Below are 22,582 nucleotides of genomic sequence, written 5' to 3' on the forward strand. Positions count from 1 at the left end.
TCTAAAATTTAAAGAATTGAAATCCATTAAAATTATATTATTACTGCTTTGTATCAATATTTTTGGCCAGGCTAAAGTTGACAACCAGCTGGCTGATTATAATTTTCCAAAGATAAAATCCAGCATTACCATGCCGGTTACCATTCCGCTTGCTGAAATTGGTAATATCATCAATTCTTCAGTAAAAGAATTGATTTATCAGGATGATTCCTACACGGATAACAACAATGACCAGTTTAAGGTAAAAGTATGGAAAACCCGGCCTATACGACTTGTAGGGGGAACGAATCAAAACCTTTTAATTGAAGTTCCTCTGAAAATATGGGCAGAGAAAGGGATTGGTACCCTGGGACTTTATACTTACCAGAATACTACATTTGAAACGGTAATGTATTTCAACACCTCCCTTAATTTCAAAAATAACTGGACTATTGTTACCAATACGCAGCCTATGGGATTCAAATGGGTTACCAAACCGGTTCTTGATTATGGAAAAGTACAGATCCCGATTACCGCACTTGTTGAAAAAAGCCTGAAAGAGCAACAACTGAAATTTTGCAAAACAATAGATCAGCAAATGGGTACCCAGCTTAATTTCCAGCAATATGCAGTGATGGCCTGGAATGTTTTCGCGCAGCCTTTTAACATTTCGGAGGAATACAACACATGGCTGAAAGTAACCCCTGTAAATGTAAATATTACTCCATTGAAATTCTATGGAAATCAGATTGATGCCAATATCGGAATTGACATTTACTCCGAAACCTTTACCGGAAGTAAACCGGCATCTTCAGCTCCTATTAAAACGGCAGCTAACTTCAATTTCACCCCTGTACTTGGAGACCAGTTTTCGCTTCAGACAACAGCCAATGTTCCTTTTACCGAAGCGTCTAATATTGCCAGAAAAATGTTCCTAGGAAAAGAATATGATGTTCGCGATTCTAAAGTAAAAATTACCGATATCAGGGTATACGGCGTTGAGAACAGAATTATGATCGAAGCTCAGACCGAAGGGTATATAAAAGGAACTGCACTTATTTCGGGAATTCCTGTTTATGATGATGCCAGGAAAAAAATTGTACTGTCCGATACTAAGTTTAAGCTGAAGACAATGAATATCCTCCAAAAAACAGCAAGCCTTCTATTTCAGGGAAAAATTGTAAGAATGATAGAAGAAGAATATGGTATCCCAACACAGGAACTGGTGGATACTTCAAAGAAAAGTATTGAGGAAGCTTTTAATAAAGAATATTATAAAGGACTAAAGATGAATGGAAGGGTTTTTAATCTGAAGCCAGGCCAGATCCTTCTCGGTACATCAGGAATTACTGCAGTCATTGATACTAACGCTTCTTTAAAACTCATTATCAATGGCATTTAAATAAAAAACAACACCAAAAACTAAACTATTACCATGAGAAAATACTTACAGATTGTTGACAGACACAGAGCATCACAAGGCCTCAGACTTGCGAATTATATTATTGATCTTATTTTCAGCTATATCCTGATCCTTATATTATTAGGTGTATTGGGAATTGCCTATGCATTTATTACAGGAAATACCGTAGAAGAAATAGGTTACAGAATGGAAAATATGAATCCTTTACTGGACCGGCTGATCACCTTATCCGCTTATCTTCTGATGATGTTTCTCACAGAGCTGATCACCCAGGGAAGAAGCTTAGGGAAACTGATCACCGGAACAAAGGTGGTCATGATAGACGGAACCTCTCCCGGTACAAGTAATTATCTCCTTAGAAATATCATCCGAGGAATCCCTTTCGTGGATCAGTTATCTTTTTTAGCAGATAAAAGTGGATTCCATGATAAATGGAGTGAAACCTGCGTTGTTGTAAAGAAAAATTATGAAGCTGAGTTACAGTTAAAAAGCGATATAAACACGTTGGGAACTAAAGAAAATATCTAAAAAACTTTGATTAAGTCAGAAAAATTTTTATATTTGCACACCTCAAAAATGGTACTTTGGCCGAGCGGCTAGGCAGTGGTCTGCAACACCATCTACAGCGGTTCGAATCCGCTAGGTACCTCACTTAAAGCCCCTAACGACTTGACAACAAGTTAACTAGGGGTTTTTAGTTTCTAATAATTCCAGCATAATTCCAACATAATTCCAACGGATTCCAATGTAGAAATATAAATGAAGCTTAAAAGTTACAAAACCATAAAAGCTATTGTATGTTTTTTACGGTTATATTCTTTATAATGAATAACACAAACTTAAACAATTTAAATCATTTAAAAATTTCAACACAATTAACATATTACATTGCAAAAGACATGGTATTAATGCTTTTTTTATATAAATTATATAATTTTACAATACCAATCAGCAATACAAAAATGAAAAAATGAGTAGAAGATTATTTTTCCTGTTATTGCAACTGTGAAAAATATTCCATTAGTATGTATATACTAACAATCTTTATAACTTATCTCATATAGTTCACTTTTTATTTGATTTTTTATAACCTAAAACATTATTTATGATTAAAAATTTTATTACGATTTTTTGTTTCAGTTTAGCTAATGCACAAGTAGGGATTAATACATATACTCCTGAAAGCACACTTGACGTCACTGCAAAATTGAGCATTGGAACATCTTCCTCTGTAGATGGAATATTAATTCCGCGCGTAAGCAGAGAAAGAGCTCAGTCCATGCTAAATGTACCGACTTCTACTCTTGTTTACATTAATGATATTTCAACTGGTGATACTACAGGTACAGTTCAAAATGTCAGCGAAACAGGATTTTACTATTTCGATGGAAGTTTATGGTCGCCTCTTGTTTCTATGAATACCATAACTAATGATTCCGGAGTATCAGTAAAAAAAATACAATCGATAGGAAATTATAGCAATAATACAATTGTTAACGGTTTTTTTGAGTTTAGAATGAGAGGAACAGGAGCCGGGAATAATAATATGGCCTATGAAATGAGATTGACAAGTATACCTTCTGGAACGGCTAGGGTTTTCTGTTCGATTCTCCAAGCTGTTGGACAGACTCCTCCGGCGGGAGCTAAAAGTAATTTTTCTTTTAATCAGAGTAATTGGAATACTTGGCAAACTATAGATACGGTTACTACGCCAGGAAATGGACATATAGCTTATCTCTCAGTTGATGGTTTAGAAAATAATAGAATATTTTATGTAATCAATGTACAAAGAATTGGCGATAACACCAGCGATAGCGGATTAAAGTCATTAATAATAAGCAGATACTAGTTCAAATAACAGATCAATAATAAAGTCTCTCATATTCTATAAGAGACTTTTTTTATGAATTCAAATTAAATGATTTCCCATTCCTACTTTGTAAACAATTTTAGGGAAAATAGCATTAATATAGCAGCATCTATCTCGTTCATAAAAAAATCCCCAACCGAAGTTGAGGATAAAAAACTAATGACCATGAAAACTATATAAAGTCTACATTAGAAATATTGTAAGTGCCATTATTTTGAGAATATTTCTCCCAATTAAAAAGCACTAATAGAAACTATATAATAAAAATATTCCTTGTCCGGTTTAAAAACGAAAAGGCCGGACAGTGATCCTGCCTTTTCTGTAAAACCCAACTTCAAATTTTAATTATATATATTTATTTTTTAATGAGTTTAGTATTAAATGTTTTGTTCATCTACTTCTTTTTGTACTGAGAAGCTTTTTGTGAAACAGGCTCCCATCTTTGACCATAAACAGTAGCAAAACCCGCTGCCAAGGTACAAACCACTAAAATTCTTTTTTTCATTCTTTAATTCTGATTTTCTATTTAATAAAATATTGCAACGATTTAAAAAAATAATCGTGCATTAAACGATGGTCCGAAAATCTAAATATTACCTTCAAAAATAAAATAAATGCCTATCACATAAATATCACAAAATACAAAATGCTAAAAACCAACTGATTGCAACAAAACAATATTCATCTAATGATTAACCTTTATAAAAAGAATACTTTTCAGCATCTCCTTATTCACAAAAAAGAGAAATAATTAAACGCGATTACCAACAATATCTCACTTAAGCAAATTACCGTCCAGGTAAAAAAGAAATTCTCTCAGTTTATCTGTTAAATGGTAAATGGATATCTCCCTAACCTATGAATTTTATATTGAAGAACAGCTAAAAAACTCCCAACAAAAATGCGGGAGTTTAAACAATAAAACAGTTATACTATGAACACCATTTTCATACTATGACGTCTTATTTAATTTCTAAAGAATCTCATAAACATATAGTCTCCTAAGGCATTTACTTCACTTGCCCTGAACAACCTGGTAGAAAGGTTATAAGACTTTACAGTTGCATTATCTGTAGGAGAAGGATCATAAGTATCGAACTGCATGATTGTCCCCTCAGAGTTTTGAGCTCCATAGCTGTATGTTTCAACCCATGTATTAGGTTGCAATGTGTAAGGTCCGTCATAAGTAGTACTTGAACCACTTGTATGTCCCCAGGTTGCAAAATAGTAGGCATAAATAGGATGTGTTCCCGTATTTCTGAATGAAATTGTGCCTGCTGTATTGGTTCCATTGTACCTTACCTGCAGGTCTCCTAACTGGATGACTGAATCCGTAGCAGTAGTCGCATTAATAAATCCCTGGTAATTTACACTTGCACCACTTTGGGTTCCTGATGTCTGACTGGTTAAATACCATTTAGAACCGTCATTATAGTAAATACCGGGTATGACATTATTCGGAGATGTTCCGGCACTAGCCGTATTGTATACTAGCATTCCCGCGGTATGGGAAGTTAAAGGAGCAGCTGAAGTTGTTCCTGTAAGTGCAATTCTGGGCATTAATAACCCTTTATTGGAAGATGAAATCTCTAATTTGGCGTCAGCATTAGGAGATGCTGTACCAATACCTATATTTCCAATTCCAATAAATGTCAAGCTAAAATTTACCAAATTTACTTCTCTGTTTCCTGTAAGAATCCCATCGGCACTATATATATCGCCTCCTGATGATCCGCCACCACCCGAAAATTTCTTCCATGTGGTTCCTTCAAAATAATAATATCCTGTAGCATTAATATTAACTGCCTGGCCGGTGGCAGTACCCGTTGAAATGTCATTCACATAAATTAATGTGCCGTTTGGAACACCGGACATATTAAAAGCTCTTAACCGGTCTACTCTTGGAGCAATAAGCCCATCAACACTGGTTGCTGATTCATTTTTGGCTACAACATCTAAAGTTGCTGTTGGAGTGGTTGTATTTACTCCTACCTGAGCTTTAAATATAGGGAAGCATCCGATGATCCCTAAAAGAATAATCTTGTTTTTCATTTTAAATGGTTTTTATGATAATGTTATTTTTCAGATACAATTACATAAACCCATCAGAAATCTTATTCCGGCAAAACAGACAATCTCATCATACTATCTATCAATACCACATGGTTTCAAAATTAAACTTTGAAGTTGTGCTTTTACATCAATAAAAAATTAGAATTTGAAAGAGGGAATATCTAACTTTTATCATTTGCATATTTAGAATCTTAATCTTCTATAAACTATCGCCTTATTTTTAAATTCAATCTTTCTGATTTATTGGTAATTAATTTTTTATACTATATATTCAAATACATTTTCCTTATTTTAATATTACAGTTAATACTCCCATCCAAAGGTTGTCACAAACATAATAATATTAAAACCTCAACGATATATCACATATATATCACATCATAGATAGAGCCGATTAAATCTGAAAAAACTACTGTAAAATATTTCTAAACTGAAAGAGTTATTCTCGAACCTTAAAAAACAAGGACTATAAATTAAGAAATTGATGATCGAATAAAATTCAGATTTGAGCTGCAGAACATTAAAGAAATAATAAACATTATAATTTAAACCAAAAGTTTTTATATAGGGTAACCAGTAGTTTAAATGAAATGATTAGTAAACAAGCCCCAAAATTATTCCGGAAAATTCTTTAATGTAAGAATCCTTCTATTGATCGTATGTGATACCTATGTGATACCATTCATTTTGCCTGACAAATTTATTGGCTGTAACATTGCACCCGAAAATTATATTAACATTTAATTATTAACACTAAGATTTTACGATGAAAAAGACATTCATAACATGTATTATTTGTTTTGTATTTAATTTGGGGTATTCTCAAGTTGGGATCAATACTACAAATCCCGATAAATCAGCAGTATTGGATATCACCAGTCAAAATAAAGGAGTGCTTTTCCCAAGAATTTTTCTACAGTCCCTGACCGATACGAGTACTATACCGGACCCCGCAGAAGGACTGGTTGTATGGAATACCAATACAGGCTTAAGTCGTGGAAAAGGGCTTTACTATTTTGTAGATGGCAGCTGGGTTAAAATCCCTAAACCATTCAACCCTACTGGTAAAACATATGATTTTGTAGATTTTAAACAAACAAACAGCAGTTTAAACCTCACTGGCACCTTAAAAGAATTAACCGAGCTTAGCACCTCATATACGGCTCCATCTGATGGTAATCTATTCTTAAACTATATTATCTATGCAACCATGGAAGACAATCCAAACCCAAGGGTTTCGAATACTTATTGTGAAATTCAGGTAACAGATATTGCAACTTCAGTCGTTCAAAAGGGAAGCTTATTGATTTCTCCGGTATTGGTTGTCACTAATCAGGGGTCTAATGCTGCTGCCAGTCCAAGTATCATCCCGGTAAATGTTGTAAAAGGGCATAGCTATAATATCAAAGTATTTGTGAAAGAGGCTTACTTGGATACCAGTAAGTATACTATCCGTGTTGGCACTGTAGATTACGCAAATAGTAAAGCTAATTCTTCCTTAACTATCAATTCTTTACTGAATCCGTAAATTTTGTTTCCCGTATCAACATATCCATATCCATATAAATATCCTAAATCTTTAAGGTAAGATTTAGGATATTCTATTTACCACATCATATTATTTTAAAGAATTTTGCTTGACAATTATGAAAATTAAACCCTGAAAAAAACTAACTAAATTGACTCTTAACAATTTTCATTTTTTTTAACTTCCCATACTAAAATATATAATAAATTTGGCTTAGATATTATTAAAATTAAGAATAACCAAACTTCCAATTCACACTGAACCACAAGTTAAATGAAAACTAAAATTATATTAATATTATTATCAACCTATACTATACTTTATTCACAATCAACTGCTCATACCGCTTCCAACAACCCAAAACTGCAAAAAGAAGAAATACAATCTCTTCTTGCCTTATTCAACAGAAAATATCAGAACATGGAGTTGGATGCAAGTGAATTTTATGCAAAAAAAGCTCTGGCAAAAAGTATAAAAACTAAGTATTCATATGGAATCGCCTATAGCTACCTTTATAATGCACAAGTAGCAATTGATAAGGCCAAATTCAACACGGCTTTACAGCTTCTTAGAAAAGCTGAAAAGGAATCCGGAGAAGATATTCCTTTGTTAACGATTGAAATACATACAGCAAGAGCAAAGATCTATGACATGGTGATGTCATCACAAGCCTGCATAAAGGAACAAAAAAAAGCCTTCCCATTCATTGAGGAAATTACTGATAAGCAAAAACGAGGCATCTTACAAATAATAGCAAACAATACAATTTCCTTTTCTTATTTACATGAAGGCCAAATCGATTCCCTAAGCTATTATTTAGCAAAAAATGATAAGCTTATTCCTACTCTATCTGAGGCAGAAATCCCAACAAGACCATTAACGGATTTTTATGCTTTAAAGGCCGTCCCATTCAATAAAAATAAACAATATGATTCTGCCAACTTTTACATTAATAAATCTATTCGTATAGCACAAAATCGCCAATACAAGGATATCAGCCTGGCTTATTTCCTAAAAGGTAATCAGGCTTTCAATAAAAAGGTCTATGATTCTGCCGTTTCCTATTATTTGAGATCTCTTAAAAATATGGAAGAGCTTGATTATATAACAATTCGCACAGGAGCAATCTTTGAACGTCTATCCATTGCTTATTCTAAACTCGGAGATGTTAAAAATTCAAACGAGTACAAGCTCAGGTTTATTGAACATCAAAAACAAATGCATGAATACAGTGATGCTCATTATACTGTAATTGATGAAATAGCTGCAGAACGCAATGAAAAAGAGCAGGAACATATCAATAAAGATATTTTCATCATTATATCAATTTTCCTGTTATTAATTATTATTTTAATTTATTTTTTTTATAAAAGGCATGTACACCATCGCAAAAAAATAAATATCCAGGAGACCATTATTTCGAAAGAAGAAGAGAAAAATTTCTTATTGGAAAGGAAAGTAAACAAAGCTTTTGATGAAGTAGTACAGTTGGCAAAAGAAAACAGCCCGGAATTCCTGACCCGGTTTAAAGAAGTTTATCCGGAGGTAATATCTTCTCTCCTCTCTGTAAATCCAAAACTTCAAATCAGCGAGCTTACTTTCTGTGCTTATTTATATCTTAACTTTTCATCAAAAAATATTGCACAATATACCTTTGTAACTCCACGAGCCGTTCAGCTGAGAAAAAACAGACTGCGAAAAAAATTAAATATCCCGTCTGAAGACGATATTTATTTGTGGATCAAAAAAATAGCTGAAAACCATATATAAGAAAAATGCTCATATAGAATAAAAAAACATTCTGCTGTATTCCATTTCCCTACTGAGATATTGATGTGATACATCAGTATTTTGCCAACCAGCGGTCTTCCCGTATGTTTGTCGAAAAACATGAACAAATTCAAAGACATTCACTTAGGGCAGCTTATTGAACAACTTGTAAATGAACGAAAAATAGGAGTTCCCCGCATTTGTAAATTTCTAAACATTACCGTACATGATATTTCTGAAGTATATAAATCAGAAAGCATGGATACAAAGCAGCTTATAAAATGGAGTAAACTTTTGGAGTATGATTTTTTTAGAATTTACTCCCAACATTTAATTCTATATGCTCCCCCGTCTTCGGCTGATAATAAAAACGGTCAAAAAACGGATCTTCCTAAATTCAGAAAAAATATTTATACAAGAGAACTGATCACCTATATCCTCGAAGTAATTTCAACAGGAGAAATGACGAAACTTCAGGTGATCGAACTATATGGAATACCTAAATCCACTTTGTATAAATGGTTCGAAAAATATGGATCTTAAATTTCTAATGATTCCATAATCGAAATTATCATTTCAAAAAATCAAAAACCGTATTATCCTATGGAAAATAAAACCTTAAAAAAAGTACCGGTAAATTATAAAAAGATCTATTCAGATATTCTTACTAAAAAGTTTCCTGAAAAATCATCTATTCTTGATAGTATTAAAAATAAAGACAGTCTCTCTTATATGGAGATTATCAACTTAAATCAGAAAATCTTTGGTAATGCTGATAATGAAACTGAAAGATTTAATCAGACCCATAGATCATATGATGAATCTACCATATTAAAAATCCTGGAATATCAAAAAGATAATTGTCTCAGTAACTTACAGGTATCCCTTCACTTCAAAATAAGCCGAAATACAATCGCAAAATGGAAAAAAATATTTGCTGCAAAAAAACCTGACAGGAAAAAAATCAGGTAAAAAAATCAAAGTGAGAGTACAAAAAATAAGTAATAAAAAAGTTTCGAATAATTTATGGGCTCTTTGCTTGTTGGGGCTGACCATTATTATTTCTTTTTGGATCATCACTTATTTGCGCTTTCCTGAATTTCAGTTGAAAATAAATACAATAGGAATTTTATCTTGCCTAAATATTCTGCTCCTTTTCCTGTTTATTCAGGTTTTTGATTTTGAGAATACCGGAGAAATCATAATAATCAAAAATTACAATGTGTTTACTCTTATTTTCAGAAACTATTTTTTGAAAAAAGTAGAGTTATCAAATGATAAAATACTAGAATGTAAGATAAAGAAAACAAAACTTTCAAATTACCTCATCGTCAAGATCAGCGGGTGTGATGGCAGTATTAGATATATCTTATTTTCTATTCAGCATCTATCGGATGAACATATTTATTGTATCCAATCTTCTATTAATCAATCATAATTATCTCAAAGCTTTCCATTTATTTGGAAGGCTTTTTATGTATGTCCTATTTACTTTTACAAAACTTTATATAATTCACCTTCTTATGATCTCGGTCATAAAAAAAATCAAAAACTTCTAGTAAGTTTGTTGTACAATCCTTTAATAATCATCACTTAGTGTCTTTAACTAAAATGGATAATTATTACTTCCTCTTTATGGGGAAGTTTTTATGTGAAACACTTTTTTAGATCTTATAATATTACAGCCCCTGGAGTCTTTCAATTTTTGGAAGGCTCCTTTTTTTGTAGAAAACTAATAATGAACATTTATGATTTAAGTCATAAATAAGCTTGAAGGTTCAGAATATATTTGATTAGAGTTCATCACGATCTCGCAACCCTATTTTAAACAAATACTTATATATTTATTTTTACGTCCTGGACGTCTTTTAAAATTAAAAGACATCTTTTAATAAAAAATCCCCAACCGAAGTTGAGGATAAAAACTAATAACCATGAAAACTCAATTTAAACATGAGTTACATTTTACATTGAAATATCGTGCCAAGAATTTCATTTATTTCATTTTAACTTAATTTTAAGATTTTACATCAAATAAATATAATTTCTTAACATTAAAAAGCCCCTCAATTGAGGGGGCAAACTTTACCTTTTGTTCAAGGTTACAACATATATGGAACAGTAAAGATACCTGAACCTGAAAATACACATTATGATCAGAATCATAATTACTGATATTAAGTAGTTTCAATACATTCCGCTATAGTATTCCTGTTTTGCCAGGAGGTTTTAATTTTAATGGAGAATTTACCTTTAAATGTATTTGTAAGCTTGGAGCTATATGATGGTACAGTATCATAAAACAAGACCTCCCGTCATTAATACAAGAGGTCTCAAAAACAATAAAAACTTTTATATCATATCATCATATTACCTGTGTATACAATCATCCAATTCTTAATAAGATCGTTTGACTTTTTGTTTAAGTTTGTCCCATTTCGGCTAAACGCTTATCAAACAAAATTGAAAACTAACGATCAAAAAAATAAAAAACTCATTTAATAAGAAATAAACAACTGAATACCACACCATTAAAGGTAAGATTTTATTTTTAAATATTTCAACATTTATTGAAATATTTTTCTGTGCTTTGTGACAGTGACTTGAGAAAAAAAATAAGCTCCCATATTTGGGAGCTTATTTTTTACAAATTATTTAACGTATTATTCCTTGATAAATTTCTTTTGGGCTGTACCCTGAGTATCATCAATATCGATAACATATACTCCGTGGATCAGGCTGCTTACATCTATCTTGTTATTTAAGATGATCCCGCTTGTCACAAGCTGGCCCGCCGCATTGTATATCTTATAATTAGCCCTTTTGCTAATATTCTTCACATTCAATATTGTATGTACCGGGTTAGGATAAATCAATATTTCCGTTTGGTTGGTTGCATTAGGCACCGGATTTTTAGAGATTCTTACTGTATAATCCTCAACTTCTCCGTTGGCAAATCCTGTACAATTTACGGGGATACCATCTCTCTGCATGGCAACTCTCATTACAACATACTTATAATCTGTCGTACTGATAAACGCATCAGAAGGCACACTGAACGTTCCTGTAATAGGTGTTGTCGTATTAGGTGAAGACACAAGAATTCTCTCATTGATATCAAAGCTTCCGTTTCTGTCAAAATCAATCCATACAGCAATACCTTCATTATATGTATTTCCTGTCCAAGACTTTTCAATAGAAATCTCATTACCTGTAGATCCCTGAATCAGCTGAATAAATTTGGATGTATCAGCTGTAAAGTCTGAATACGTAGTGGCATCTGTACTGCTCTCCATGGTCGGTTTACCGCTTGGTTTTACCGTAACTTTTGAAATATATTCAGATGCTGAGCTTCCGGATTTCATCGGACAATAGATTACTGTAGGTGTTGTGAAATAGTATGGAAGCGTATAAGTTCCCGGTGTACCACTACAAACATTGGCTACTTCCATCTCATATTTTGTTAACTCCAATAATCCTGTGATCACATAATTATTGTTCGTTACTGCAACTGTTGTCCAGCTTGGTATACCTACTTTTCTATATCTTAAGATATAAGTAGCACCAGGGAAAGAATCCCAAACTACAGTAGCGGTAGTAGTTGTAAGATTAGTAATTGTTAATCCCGGAGGAGGTAAATCACATGTTCTTTCAGTTGTGAATACAGCAGGAGAAGACCATCCGTTATAAGTTGTTTCATTATCACACTTATTGGCAATCTGAACCTCGTAAGTTGTATAGACATTCAAACCGCTTAATAAGTACGTATTTGTCGGCGCTAGTGGTAAAATAATATCAGCGCTCCATCCTGCGTTACCACTTCCTACAATTCTATATCTCATTTTATAAGATGAACTTACCGCAAGTGGCGACCATGTGATCAACGCAGATGTTGTCGTAATGTTACTTGCTGTAACATTCGGAGGTGTCGGATCACATTTCGTTAAAAATTCATTATGAGAATATGTTCCAGGAATACTGTTACAAACTGCCGCTACTTCTACTTCATATAGTGTAGCCGGTAATAAACCTGCCAGGTTATATGTATTAGTAGTTGCAGGAGCCGCTGCCGCTGCCACACTTACCTGAGTCCATGCACTACTAGAACCTACCGGTCTGTATCTCACAATGTATGAAGCTCCACCGCTATCTTGTGGCCATGTTAATGTTGCTGTATTATGTGTAATAGCACTTACAGCTACAGTTGGTGTTGCTGTGCTACAGATTAGTAATTTAATATTATCTACAGCTACAGGAGGCTGATTACCACCACTGCTGTCGTTTCTCCATTCAAATACCAGACGCATTGTTGTTCCTGCAAAGCTGCTGATGTTTAATGTACTGTTAAGATAGGACTGCCATGTGGTTTGCTGGTTATAGTTATTTCCTAACTGAATTCTTCCCGCACCTGCAGTAATCTGAGCTCCCGCAACAGGCATAAAAGATGATGGAACTAACCAAACTCTTAGGTAATCATAAGAACTTTCTCCATCTGCTTTCCAGTCAAAAGATAATGTAGCAATCGAAGCTCCGGCCGGTACAAGAATATCACGGTAAGCCTGTACTACACTCGTAGAACTTGTAGAATATTCATTCGTAGTTCCGTTTGTATTGGATATATAAATGGAATTAGCAGGGTTTCCGGTTGCTGAACCATAAGCCCATTTATTGGTCTGAGTTCCGTTGATGAATCCAAAATCATTAGCTCCTGTAAAGTTTTGATTATATGGGATCGTTGCAGGAATCTGCGTAGTACTGAAACTTGGACCCCCAATCCAGAAACTGCTGTCCGTAGGGCTACATACAGACTTCACCCACCAGTAATAAGTTGTATTTGGCGTTAACGTCGTTAAGTTTACAGAAGTCGTAGTACTTGTTCCTGTTGGAGGGGTACCTGCAACAGGCGGAGTATTCGTTGTTGTAAGATAATAAGCATATCCATTGGCAGGTGCCGGCGTCGGACCTGTCCAGCTCAGTACAGCACCTGTTGCTGTTACCCCATTTACAGCCAAAGCTGAAGGTACCACACAAGTAGGAATTGCTAAATTGATATTATCTAAAGCTACAGGAGGCTGAGTACCACCACTGCTATCATTTCTCCATTCGAATACCAAACGCATTGTAGTTCCGGCAAAACTGCTCAGGTCTAAGTTGGTATTAAAATAAGTCTGCCAGGTCGTTTGTTGATTATAATTACCTCCAACCTGGATTCTTCCTCCTCCGGCAGTAATCTGAGTTCCTGCTACAGGCATAAAAGATGCCGGAACCAGCCAGACTCTTAAATAGTCATAAGAACTTTCCCCATCTGCTTTCCAGTCGAAAGACAAAGTCGTTGCAGTAGTTCCTGCCGGGATAATTATATCTCTGTAAGCCTGAACAATACTGGTTGTTCCTGTAGAATAAGTATTATCGGTTCCGTTATTCGATATATAGATGGAATTCGCAGGATTTCCTGTTGCAGAACCATATAACCATTTATTAACCTGGGTTCCATTCGTGAATCCCAGATCATTCCCAGTCGAGAAGTTTTGACTGTATGGAATAGTTGCCGGTATTTGAGTCGTGGTAAAATTATCTCCATTCGCCCAAATACTGCTGTCTGTAGGGCTACATATTGCTTTTACCCACCAATAATAAGTAGTATTAGGAGTTAAAGTTGTTAAGTTCACAGAAGTTGCAGTAGTAGTTCCTGTAGGGGTTGTTCCTGCAACAGGCGGAGTATTTGTAGTCGTAAGGTAATAAGCATATCCGTTCGCAGGTGCAGGCGTAGGTGCTGTCCACGATATCGTTGCAGAATTGGCTGTAATGGCTGAAACCGGCGATACTGTTGGAAGTAAACATGTTGGAATCGACAGATTAATATTATCGATTGCAACAGGTGGCTGGGTTCCTACACTTCCATCATTTCTCCATTCAAACACTAAACGCATAGTACTTCCTGCGAAGCTGCTGATGTTCAAACTTGTATTTAAATACGTTTGCCAGGTTGACTGCTGATTAAACTGTCCCAGCTGAATATTTCCCCCACCAGTGCCAATCTGTGCACCGGCAGTTGGAGTTAATGTAGCCGGAACCAACCAAACTCTTAAATAATCATATGTACTTTCCCCATCTGCTTTCCAATCAAATGCTAAAGTTGCAATTGTGGATCCTGCAGGAATTGTGATATCTCTATATGCTTGTACAACGCTGGAACTTCCAGTATCATAAGCATTCGCCGTTCCTCCGTTATTTGAAATATAAATGGAATTGGCGGCATTTCCTGTTGCGGAACCATATTCCCATTTATTTGTTTGACTTCCATTAACCAATGTCAGATCATTTGCCGTCGAAAAATCCTGAATATACGGCAGCGTGGCGGGGGCTTGCGCAAGCAAGTTCACGTTGATCAAACAAAGAAGAAGTATTAAAAAAATAGAAAATCTCTTCATAAGTTATCATTATTAATATTAATCCTACAAATCTAAATCGTTTTTTTATAACATTTAGTATATAAATTAATATTTTTTATATGAATGTTATAAATAACAAATATTGAGATAGCGGAAAAAAGTAAGGATTAATCACTCTTTACAGAAATGACAACCAACAAAAAAAACGGGAGTTCCCATTTAACTCTACTTTTTTACTGAAAAAATGAATTGTAAAATTCACTGTTGGAAATTATTTTTACTAAAATAAAAAAACAAACGGCCTCCTGAGAGGCCGCAAAAAACACAAATGATGAAAAAAATCTATTTCTAGAGTCGAAATAGAATATCTTAAATATAAAATTTAGCTTTCTATTGCTTTTGATCCGCTCAATTAATGCTGTATCATGTACTCATTAAGCTTATTAAACTTGTAATTATTGAATTTAAACTACAATGTACGATCAAAATTTGTATAAATATAATTTTTAAAAAACCAAAAATACTATTTATTTCTAAAATCCATTAATAAAATACTGTTAAATCCCATTTTAGGAAATGATCACAATACTTTGCCGTACTTAATTTCATCAACAATATTTCAAAAATATACTTATCCTCAAAAGTACTTATTTAATATGAATTTAATCAAAACCCATAATTAAATGAAATGTACATTATAAAAGATCCCTGGTATATCCGAGGGATCTTGATGAATAATATTTTAGAAGATTAAAACTTTTCAATGATTAAAAGCTTTGGATTATGCCGCAATTTTCATGCCTACACATAAAAAATTAACAACCTTCACAATAAATTAACTTTCTTATGATTTTATTATAAACAACCAAACCATAACTAACTGACAATAAAACGCTTACAAATAAAAACTTTTTATTTTCTGAAATTTTTAAAATATATTTTTACTTTTTCTGATTCTTTTCTGATTTTTTAACTTTTGTTAACTAAAATTTGGCTTCATAATTGAAAATACCTAGAAAGCTATCATCTTTTTGATGAGGCAACCTTAGACTAAAAAATTTGAATTATGAAGAATATAGTAATAACAGGTTTATTGTCAGTATTTTTACTGACAGCTTGTAAAAAGGATGATCAGGTGGCGGAAAAGTCACTGGAACAACAGAAAATTGAATTCCAGGCCAAACAACTTGAAATAGAAAAACAAAAGTTGGCGATTGAAAAAGAGAAAATGGCCTATGAATCTCAGAAAAAAGCAGACAGTATTGTTGAATCCAATAAAGCAAAAGCTGTAGCTGCAAGAAATTCTGAACCAAGAGTTATCACAAAAACCCGAACCATATATAGAGACAGAGAATCAGGTTCAAGCAATAGTAATAATGGAAACTACGCAAACAACGGAAGCAATGCTTCACAGGGAACAACTCAGAAAAGAGGAATGAGTAAGGCTGCTAAGGGAACCATTATTGGTACCGTAGGTGGAGCTGCTGCTGGGGCTATTATCAGTAAAAACAACAGAGGTTTAGGAGCTGTAATAGGTGGTGTTGTAGGTGGTGCAACGGGATATGCAATTGGTAGATCCGGAGACAGAAAGGACGGAAGAGTACAACCTCGTAATTAATAATTATACATAAAAGAATAAAAGATTGCTTATTTTTAAGCAATCTTTTTTTATGATTCTAATGCTGTTTTCCTCTGTAATTATTATCTCCACCCTTCTGGGATGGGGAAAAATTATGGATATGCTTTCAGGAACTTTATTATCAGGTATTTCAGGAAAAGCTTTTTCGGGAATATTTATCATAAGTGTTATATGGACCTTAATCGCATTTTTCATTCCGCTCAATATCAACGTAGAAATAACAACGATTGCAATAGGTTTGTTCTTTTTTTTTAAAGATAAACTCTATCTGGAATATTATCGGTTTTCAAAAAAAGACATGATTCTTCTGACTGCCATCGTGTTGATCATTCTTTTTTGTGGTTCTTATTATCCTTATATTCTGGATCACTTCGGCTATTATGTACCCTCTATAAAATGGCTCACGGAATACGGCCTTGTTAAAGGAATCTCTAATCTAGACCTTACATTAGGGCAAATGTCGGTATGGCATATATTCCAGGCAGGGTTTTCAAACTTTTCAGATCCTTTTTTAAGGATCAATGTCATTATTTTAATCATTTATGCATTTTATATCATTGAAAAAAAATCCTGGATTCAACTTGGTTTTCTTCCGGTTATGCTTCTCTTTTCTCAGTCCCCAAGTCCGGATCTGCCGGTTATTATTTTTTCCCTAATTATTTTAAATGAAATTTTATCAGAAAATAAAAAATCAACTCTCCTTTTCGCACTTTCTGTTTTTATTTTCACAATAAAGCCAACCATGGTCTGGCTTCCCGTTCTTAGTTTGCTTTATTCGGTCTTTATTATCAAATCGCCTGTAAAGAATATTTTTTTGGGAATTGTAATACTTATTTTGTTTTTCGTAAAAAATATCTGGACATTCGGGTACCCTGTATTTCCAATTGCTTTTGTTGACCTGGGAATATCCTGGAAAACCAACCCTGAAATACTTAAAAGATCATCTCAGTTTGCCATTCAGAAAACCTATGACATGCAATACACTTTTGAAGAAATTCAAAAGTTTTCTTCAATAGATTATATTAAAAACTGGCTCTTTTTAAAAGGCATTAAAGCAAAGATCAATATTTTATTCATACTGACTCTTCTTCTTTTGATATTGTATTCTGTTCGAAGGAAAAACAGAGTTATTAATCTTATCACCATTTCAATAATTATCAAGACAATCCTTGTTCTTTTATTCTCTGCACAGTACCGGTTCTTCATTGATGTTTTCTTTATTGTAGCCTTTATTTTGTTATCTCATTATATTAACAGAAGTAAATCAATAGCCATATTTTCAATAACGGGCGCTTGCGTTATATTCTTTTTCTTATTTCCATCATTGATTGCAACGCATATTCCAAGCTACAAAATGGCCCGTTTCATGGGTAAGTTTGACAAAAAACAGATTTACCAACCCTCTGTGTATCAATATACCCCGTTCAGGTCTTTCAGAATCGGAAATCTTATCTTTAATGTTCCTGAAAACTATCCTTATAGTTTTGGCACTCCACTTCCTTCTATGACCGTTAGTTATATTATTGATAATGCTAACGCAAATATCTTTCCGCAACCCATCAATAAAAATAATATCAGGGAAGGCTTTGTATGGAAAACGATGAATATGAAGGATAAAAAAGAGGCAATGCGGGTTATCAATATTATCATTAACCACAATAAACAGAACTAAACACAAAGGCATTATTATATTAATAAAAAGCCGTAAATTTGTGCTATGTTCAATACTTTAGGTAATCTTCTCAGTCTTACAACATTTGGAGAAAGTCACGGTGTGGCTTATGGTGGAATAATCAATAACTTTCCGGCAGGTTTAACAGTTGATCTCGATCAGGTTCAATATGAACTGGATCGTCGCAAGCCTGGCCAGTCTGCTATCGTTACTCAGCGAAAGGAAAGTGATACGGTAAAATTTCTTTCCGGAATATTTGAAGGAAAAACCACAGGTACCCCCATTGGTTTTATCATCGAAAATGAAAATCAGAAATCAAAAGATTATGATCATATTGCAAATGCATACCGTCCAAGTCATGCAGATTTTACATATGATCAGAAGTTTGGGATCAGGGATTACCGCGGAGGTGGAAAATCATCTGCCCGGGAAACAATCAACTGGGTTGTAGCCGGAGCGCTTGCAAAACAGCTCTTATCAGATATCGAGATCAATGCTTATGTTTCTTCCGTAGGTGACATCTTCTGTGAGAAGCCTTATCAGGATTTGGATTTTTCCAAAACAGAAAGCAATGATGTACGTTGTCCTGATACTGAGACAGCAGAAAAAATGATTGCCCGAATTAAAGAAATTAAAAAAGAAGGAAATACCATCGGGGGAACCATCACCTGTGTTATAAAAAACGTTCCTGTAGGAATTGGAGAACCTATTTTTTCCAAATTGCAGGCTGAACTTGCAAAAGCAATGCTGAATATCAATGCCTGTAAAGGTTTTGAATACGGAAGTGGTTTTTGTGGGGCTAAGATGACCGGCAAAGAACATAATGATGCCTTTAATCCCGATTTTACTACAAAATCTAATCTTTCTGGGGGAATACAAGGTGGTATTTCCAATGGTATGGATATTTATTTCAGAGTAGCTTTCAAACCTGTAGCCACCATATTAAGACCACAGGACAGCATAGACAAAGATGGAAATCCTGTTGTTGTTGAAGGAAAAGGAAGACATGATCCATGTGTCGTTCCAAGAGCGGTTCCCGTAGTTGAAAGTTTAGCCGCATTTGTATTAGCCGACTTATTTTTGATCAACAAAACAAGAAATCTAAATAACTTTTAAACACAATAATATAAACCATGAAAGATTATTGGGATAAAGCAATCAATTTTGAAGAATATGTTCATATTGGAAGACAAAGACTTGAAACTCCTGACAACCAACATGACATCGATTATAAACAATATTATGAACTGGGGCTTCAAAGGATGGACAGAACCCTAAAAAAATATATCCTTGACGAAAACCAGGTTAACGAATTAAAATCTAAAAATTTTAACGGGAAAATTCTGATTATTTCAGAAGTATGGTGTGGTGACGCCAGCTCTACGGTACCGGCACTTGTTAAGTTTTTTGAGGGTCATAATGAGGTAAGAATTTTTCTGAGAGACAGTGATAAAAGTTTAATTAATCAGTTTCTAACGAATGGAACAGAGTCTATTCCTAAAGTTATCATCCTGAATGATGATTTTACGGTAAAGAACTCATGGGGACCCCGACCTCATTACGGCAAAGAATTGTTAATGAAATATAAGGCAGATCCGGAGGCTTATCCTAAAGATCAGTTTTATAATGATCTGCAAATTTACTATGCTAAAAACAGAGGTAAGGATGCTGTTCAGGAAATACTGGAGTTATTGTAATAAATGTATGCGTCAGAAATGACAATAAAAAATAGCAGATGAAAAAAAATATACCATATCTTGTACTTATCATTATTATAGGCATTATTGCTTTTATTCCAGGAGTAAGAAATTTTGTGAAGGACCAGTTCTTTCCTGTTGCTACTATAGAAAATGCAGTAACTGTAAGTAAGGAAGATTATGATATCGATTTACAGGGGATTAACGTTCCAAGTACAAATCTGAAAAACTTTACAGATAAGCCTATCTTTCTAAATTTCTGGGGAACCTGGTGCCCGCCATGCAGAAAAGAATGGCCAACCATTCAAAAGCTGTACGACACCAGAAAAGGGAATGTAGACTTTGTACTGATTGCTATGAAAGATGAAGAATATGCAGTAAGGAAATTCCTTCAGGAAAATAATTATACGGTCCCTGTTTATATTGCCCAAAGTCCGATTTCAGAAAAGCTGTTACCAAAAGCATTCCCGACAACATTTTTACTGGATAAATCGGGAAGGATCCTGATCAAAGAAGACGCGTACAGAGATTGGAATACAGAGTCTGTACATCAGTTCATTGACAATATTATTAAATAAATCTTTTAACGAATTTTTATAATTATTTGGTATAGAATTTGCGAATTTTGTAAAGTCAAGAATTTATTTAAACCAAACACAAAATGAAATATTCTAAATTAAACCTGGCTAAAGAAGCCATCAACCATAAGGGCTTTGTCAAAAAAATACCTGACATTTTCAGAATGGTTAAATATTGGAGAAAAGGAATTTATCCTATGAAATCCATTGATATTATTTTACCAATGTTAGGGATTTTATATATCATTTCTCCAATCGACTTAATTCCGGAAGTAGCTGTTCCTGTTTTGGGAGTCCTAGATGATCTGGCTGTTTTATACTTAGTGATCCCTAAACTAATCAAAGAAGTGGACAAGTTTTTACTTTGGGAAGCTGAACAAAAACTAAATACAGGTAATACCAAGATAATCGATGCTCAAATAATAAAATAATTGACGCAAATATATTATTTGAAGCCATTCCAAAAATTTGGGATGGCTTTTTATTTATAATTTAGGGATAAATTTTTGAGCCTTATTACAAATCCTTAAATTTGCAACATCTAATAAAAAATAATGGAAAGTAAAAAAGAGTTCTTTTTAGAGTGCTACAAGCTAGGTATCATTAAATTTGGGAGGTTCACTTTAAAAAGCGGTATTGAAAGTCCGTTCTACGTAGATCTGAGACCTTTGGCTTCTGATCCTAAAATTTTGAAAAATCTTGCAAATTATTTATTGGAAATGCTTCCTCTGGATAATTTTGACCTTATTTGTGGAGTTCCTTATGCCGCTCTTCCTATGGCTACAGCCATGTCTCTGGAAAGTTATATTCCACTTATCATTAAAAGAAAGGAGGCTAAAGATTACGGAACCAAGAAAATGATCGAAGGAATTTATCAGAAAGGACAAAACTGTTTATTGGTAGAAGATGTGATCACTTCCGGAAAATCTTTATTAGAAACCATTGCTGAAGTAGAACAGGAAGATCTAAAAGTAGCAGATATCGTTGTAGTTCTTGACAGGGAACAGGGAGGAAAGCAGCTTTTGGAAAGTAAAGGATTCAGAGTTCATACCCTATTTAATATTTCAGAAGTATGTACTATTCTTCAGGAAACAGGAGAATTATCAGATGAAGAAGTAAAAAGGATCCAGGATTTCCTTTTAGGAAACCACATCCAATTTGAAGAAAAAATCAGAGCTTCTTATGAGCAGAAATTAAAATCCGCTCAACATTCTGTTTCTAAAAAATTATTAGAACTAGCCATCAGTAAAGAATCGAACCTTATCGCTTCAGCAGATGTTACCACAACCAGAGAGTTACTGGAATTTGCTGAAAAAGTAGGACCTCATATTATTGCTCTCAAAACACATATCGACATCATCTCAGATTTCGAATTTGAAAAAACAATTACTCCGTTAAAAGAATTAGCCGAAAAGCATAAATTCTTACTCATGGAAGATAGAAAATTTGCCGATATTGGAAACACACAGGAATTACAATTCACGAGTGGAGTTTTTAAAATTACCGACTGGGCAGATTTTGTAACGTCACAGGTTATCGGTGGTTTTGAATCTCTTGACTGCTTTAAGAATGTAGGTGTTGTTGCAATTATAGGAATGTCTTCAAAAGGAACGTTAACAACGAATAGCTACCGTGAAGAAGCTCTTAAAGTATCTCTATCCCATCCTAATGTAATCGGAGGAGTTTCTCAAAACCCAATTCCTGAAGAATTATTGTTATTCACTCCAGGAGTAAATCTTTCAGATTCGGGAGATGGAAAAGGACAACAGTACAATACTCCTGAACATGTTTTTAAAAGCCTGAATACTGATTTTATAATCGTAGGAAGAGGAATTTATAAATCTGAAAATCCTGAAGCTGCCGCATTAACTTATAAAAACGAAGGCTGGAAAGCTTATATAAGTTCTTTAAAAAAAGGTTAATTCGAGAATAAAAATTTATAAGTCTATACAAAATGAGTT

At 33.9% G+C, this 22,582-nt stretch carries 16 protein-coding genes and 1 tRNA gene; 15 read left to right on the forward strand and 2 right to left on the reverse strand.

Annotated elements, in window-relative coordinates; translation table 11 throughout:
* Positions 1-16: 16 nt before the first annotated feature.
* From G9C87_RS09260 to G9C87_RS09275, 4 genes are all read left to right on the forward strand, one after another.
* Entirely contained in the window at positions 17-1,381 is a 1,365-nt protein-coding gene (locus G9C87_RS09260) for a DUF4403 family protein (RefSeq protein WP_172280363.1), read from the forward strand.
* Between the two features lie 33 nt (positions 1,382-1,414).
* On the forward strand, positions 1,415-1,930 hold the full coding sequence (locus tag G9C87_RS09265) for an RDD family protein (RefSeq protein ID WP_172280365.1): 516 nt from the start codon (positions 1,415-1,417) through the stop codon (positions 1,928-1,930).
* A gap of 50 nt (positions 1,931-1,980) precedes the next feature.
* Positions 1,981-2,051 (forward strand) — tRNA-Cys (locus G9C87_RS09270).
* 456 nt (positions 2,052-2,507) lie between these two features.
* Positions 2,508-3,251 (forward strand): hypothetical protein, encoded by a 744-nt coding sequence (locus tag G9C87_RS09275; protein ID WP_172280367.1) that lies wholly within the window; start codon positions 2,508-2,510, stop codon positions 3,249-3,251.
* Between the two features lie 987 nt (positions 3,252-4,238).
* Here the strand turns inward: G9C87_RS09275 and G9C87_RS09280 are convergent.
* Positions 4,239-5,324 (reverse strand): hypothetical protein, encoded by a 1,086-nt coding sequence (locus G9C87_RS09280; RefSeq protein ID WP_172280369.1) that lies wholly within the window; start codon positions 5,322-5,324, stop codon positions 4,239-4,241.
* A 787-nt stretch (positions 5,325-6,111) separates the two neighbouring features.
* Between G9C87_RS09280 and G9C87_RS09285 the strand changes: the two genes are divergently transcribed.
* The 4 genes from G9C87_RS09285 to G9C87_RS09300 all read left to right on the forward strand — a co-directional run bounded on the left by G9C87_RS09285 (position 6,112) and on the right by G9C87_RS09300 (position 9,615).
* A complete protein-coding gene (locus G9C87_RS09285) occupies positions 6,112-6,873 on the forward strand; it encodes a hypothetical protein (protein WP_172280371.1) in 762 nt (253 codons plus the stop codon).
* Positions 6,874-7,146: 273 nt separating this feature from the next.
* A complete protein-coding gene (locus tag G9C87_RS09290) occupies positions 7,147-8,643 on the forward strand; it encodes a helix-turn-helix transcriptional regulator (RefSeq protein ID WP_172280373.1) in 1,497 nt (498 codons plus the stop codon).
* A gap of 120 nt (positions 8,644-8,763) precedes the next feature.
* Positions 8,764-9,186 carry a transposase gene (locus G9C87_RS09295; protein WP_172280375.1) on the forward strand — a complete coding sequence of 141 codons (423 nt, stop codon included), beginning with the start codon at positions 8,764-8,766 and terminating at the stop codon, positions 9,184-9,186.
* Positions 9,187-9,246: 60 nt separating this feature from the next.
* On the forward strand, positions 9,247-9,615 hold the full coding sequence (locus G9C87_RS09300) for a helix-turn-helix domain-containing protein (protein WP_172280376.1): 369 nt from the start codon (positions 9,247-9,249) through the stop codon (positions 9,613-9,615).
* A 1,691-nt stretch (positions 9,616-11,306) separates the two neighbouring features.
* Here the strand turns inward: G9C87_RS09300 and G9C87_RS09305 are convergent.
* Positions 11,307-15,074 carry a fibronectin type III domain-containing protein gene (locus G9C87_RS09305; RefSeq protein ID WP_228456991.1) on the reverse strand — a complete coding sequence of 1,256 codons (3,768 nt, stop codon included), beginning with the start codon at positions 15,072-15,074 and terminating at the stop codon, positions 11,307-11,309.
* 1,027 nt (positions 15,075-16,101) lie between these two features.
* Here G9C87_RS09305 and G9C87_RS09310 point away from each other — a divergent pair.
* From G9C87_RS09310 to pyrF, 7 genes are all read left to right on the forward strand, one after another.
* On the forward strand, positions 16,102-16,653 hold the full coding sequence (locus G9C87_RS09310; RefSeq protein WP_172280380.1) for a YMGG-like glycine zipper-containing protein: 552 nt from the start codon (positions 16,102-16,104) through the stop codon (positions 16,651-16,653).
* 52 nt (positions 16,654-16,705) lie between these two features.
* On the forward strand, positions 16,706-18,346 hold the full coding sequence (locus G9C87_RS09315) for an LIC_10190 family membrane protein (protein WP_172280382.1): 1,641 nt from the start codon (positions 16,706-16,708) through the stop codon (positions 18,344-18,346).
* A 45-nt stretch (positions 18,347-18,391) separates the two neighbouring features.
* Positions 18,392-19,462 carry a chorismate synthase gene (gene aroC / locus G9C87_RS09320; RefSeq protein ID WP_172280384.1) on the forward strand — a complete coding sequence of 357 codons (1,071 nt, stop codon included), beginning with the start codon at positions 18,392-18,394 and terminating at the stop codon, positions 19,460-19,462.
* A 17-nt stretch (positions 19,463-19,479) separates the two neighbouring features.
* On the forward strand, positions 19,480-20,043 hold the full coding sequence (locus G9C87_RS09325; protein WP_172280385.1) for a thioredoxin family protein: 564 nt from the start codon (positions 19,480-19,482) through the stop codon (positions 20,041-20,043).
* A 38-nt stretch (positions 20,044-20,081) separates the two neighbouring features.
* Entirely contained in the window at positions 20,082-20,621 is a 540-nt protein-coding gene (locus G9C87_RS09330; RefSeq protein ID WP_172280387.1) for a TlpA family protein disulfide reductase, read from the forward strand.
* An 83-nt stretch (positions 20,622-20,704) separates the two neighbouring features.
* Positions 20,705-21,052, forward strand: a complete 348-nt coding sequence (locus tag G9C87_RS09335; protein WP_172280389.1) for a YkvA family protein — start codon at positions 20,705-20,707, stop codon at positions 21,050-21,052.
* A gap of 123 nt (positions 21,053-21,175) precedes the next feature.
* On the forward strand, positions 21,176-22,543 hold the full coding sequence (pyrF, locus tag G9C87_RS09340) for an orotidine-5'-phosphate decarboxylase (RefSeq protein WP_172280390.1): 1,368 nt from the start codon (positions 21,176-21,178) through the stop codon (positions 22,541-22,543).
* Positions 22,544-22,582: the final 39 nt, after the last annotated feature.

This window comes from Chryseobacterium sp. LAM-KRS1, assembly GCF_013184525.1.
GTDB classification, from domain to species: domain Bacteria; phylum Bacteroidota; class Bacteroidia; order Flavobacteriales; family Weeksellaceae; genus Chryseobacterium; species Chryseobacterium proteolyticum.

Excerpts from the sequence above, each read along its gene's own strand:
- G9C87_RS09280 (WP_172280369.1), bottom strand. The coding sequence starts at position 5,324 with ATGAAAAACAAGATTATTCTTTTAGGGATCATCGGATGCTTCCCTATA.
- G9C87_RS09300 (WP_172280376.1), top strand. The coding sequence starts at position 9,247 with ATGGAAAATAAAACCTTAAAAAAAGTACCGGTAAATTATAAAAAGATC.
- G9C87_RS09265 (WP_172280365.1), top strand. The coding sequence starts at position 1,415 with ATGAGAAAATACTTACAGATTGTTGACAGACACAGAGCATCACAAGGC.
- G9C87_RS09325 (WP_172280385.1), top strand. The coding sequence starts at position 19,480 with ATGAAAGATTATTGGGATAAAGCAATCAATTTTGAAGAATATGTTCAT.
- G9C87_RS09290 (WP_172280373.1), top strand. The coding sequence starts at position 7,147 with ATGAAAACTAAAATTATATTAATATTATTATCAACCTATACTATACTT.
- G9C87_RS09275 (WP_172280367.1), top strand. The coding sequence starts at position 2,508 with ATGATTAAAAATTTTATTACGATTTTTTGTTTCAGTTTAGCTAATGCA.
- G9C87_RS09335 (WP_172280389.1), top strand. The coding sequence starts at position 20,705 with ATGAAATATTCTAAATTAAACCTGGCTAAAGAAGCCATCAACCATAAG.
- G9C87_RS09330 (WP_172280387.1), top strand. The coding sequence starts at position 20,082 with ATGAAAAAAAATATACCATATCTTGTACTTATCATTATTATAGGCATT.
- G9C87_RS09310 (WP_172280380.1), top strand. The coding sequence starts at position 16,102 with ATGAAGAATATAGTAATAACAGGTTTATTGTCAGTATTTTTACTGACA.
- pyrF (WP_172280390.1), top strand. The coding sequence starts at position 21,176 with ATGGAAAGTAAAAAAGAGTTCTTTTTAGAGTGCTACAAGCTAGGTATC.
- G9C87_RS09315 (WP_172280382.1), top strand. The coding sequence starts at position 16,706 with ATGATTCTAATGCTGTTTTCCTCTGTAATTATTATCTCCACCCTTCTG.
- G9C87_RS09285 (WP_172280371.1), top strand. The coding sequence starts at position 6,112 with ATGAAAAAGACATTCATAACATGTATTATTTGTTTTGTATTTAATTTG.
- G9C87_RS09295 (WP_172280375.1), top strand. The coding sequence starts at position 8,764 with ATGAACAAATTCAAAGACATTCACTTAGGGCAGCTTATTGAACAACTT.
- aroC (WP_172280384.1), top strand. The coding sequence starts at position 18,392 with ATGTTCAATACTTTAGGTAATCTTCTCAGTCTTACAACATTTGGAGAA.
- G9C87_RS09305 (WP_228456991.1), bottom strand. The coding sequence starts at position 15,074 with ATGAAGAGATTTTCTATTTTTTTAATACTTCTTCTTTGTTTGATCAAC.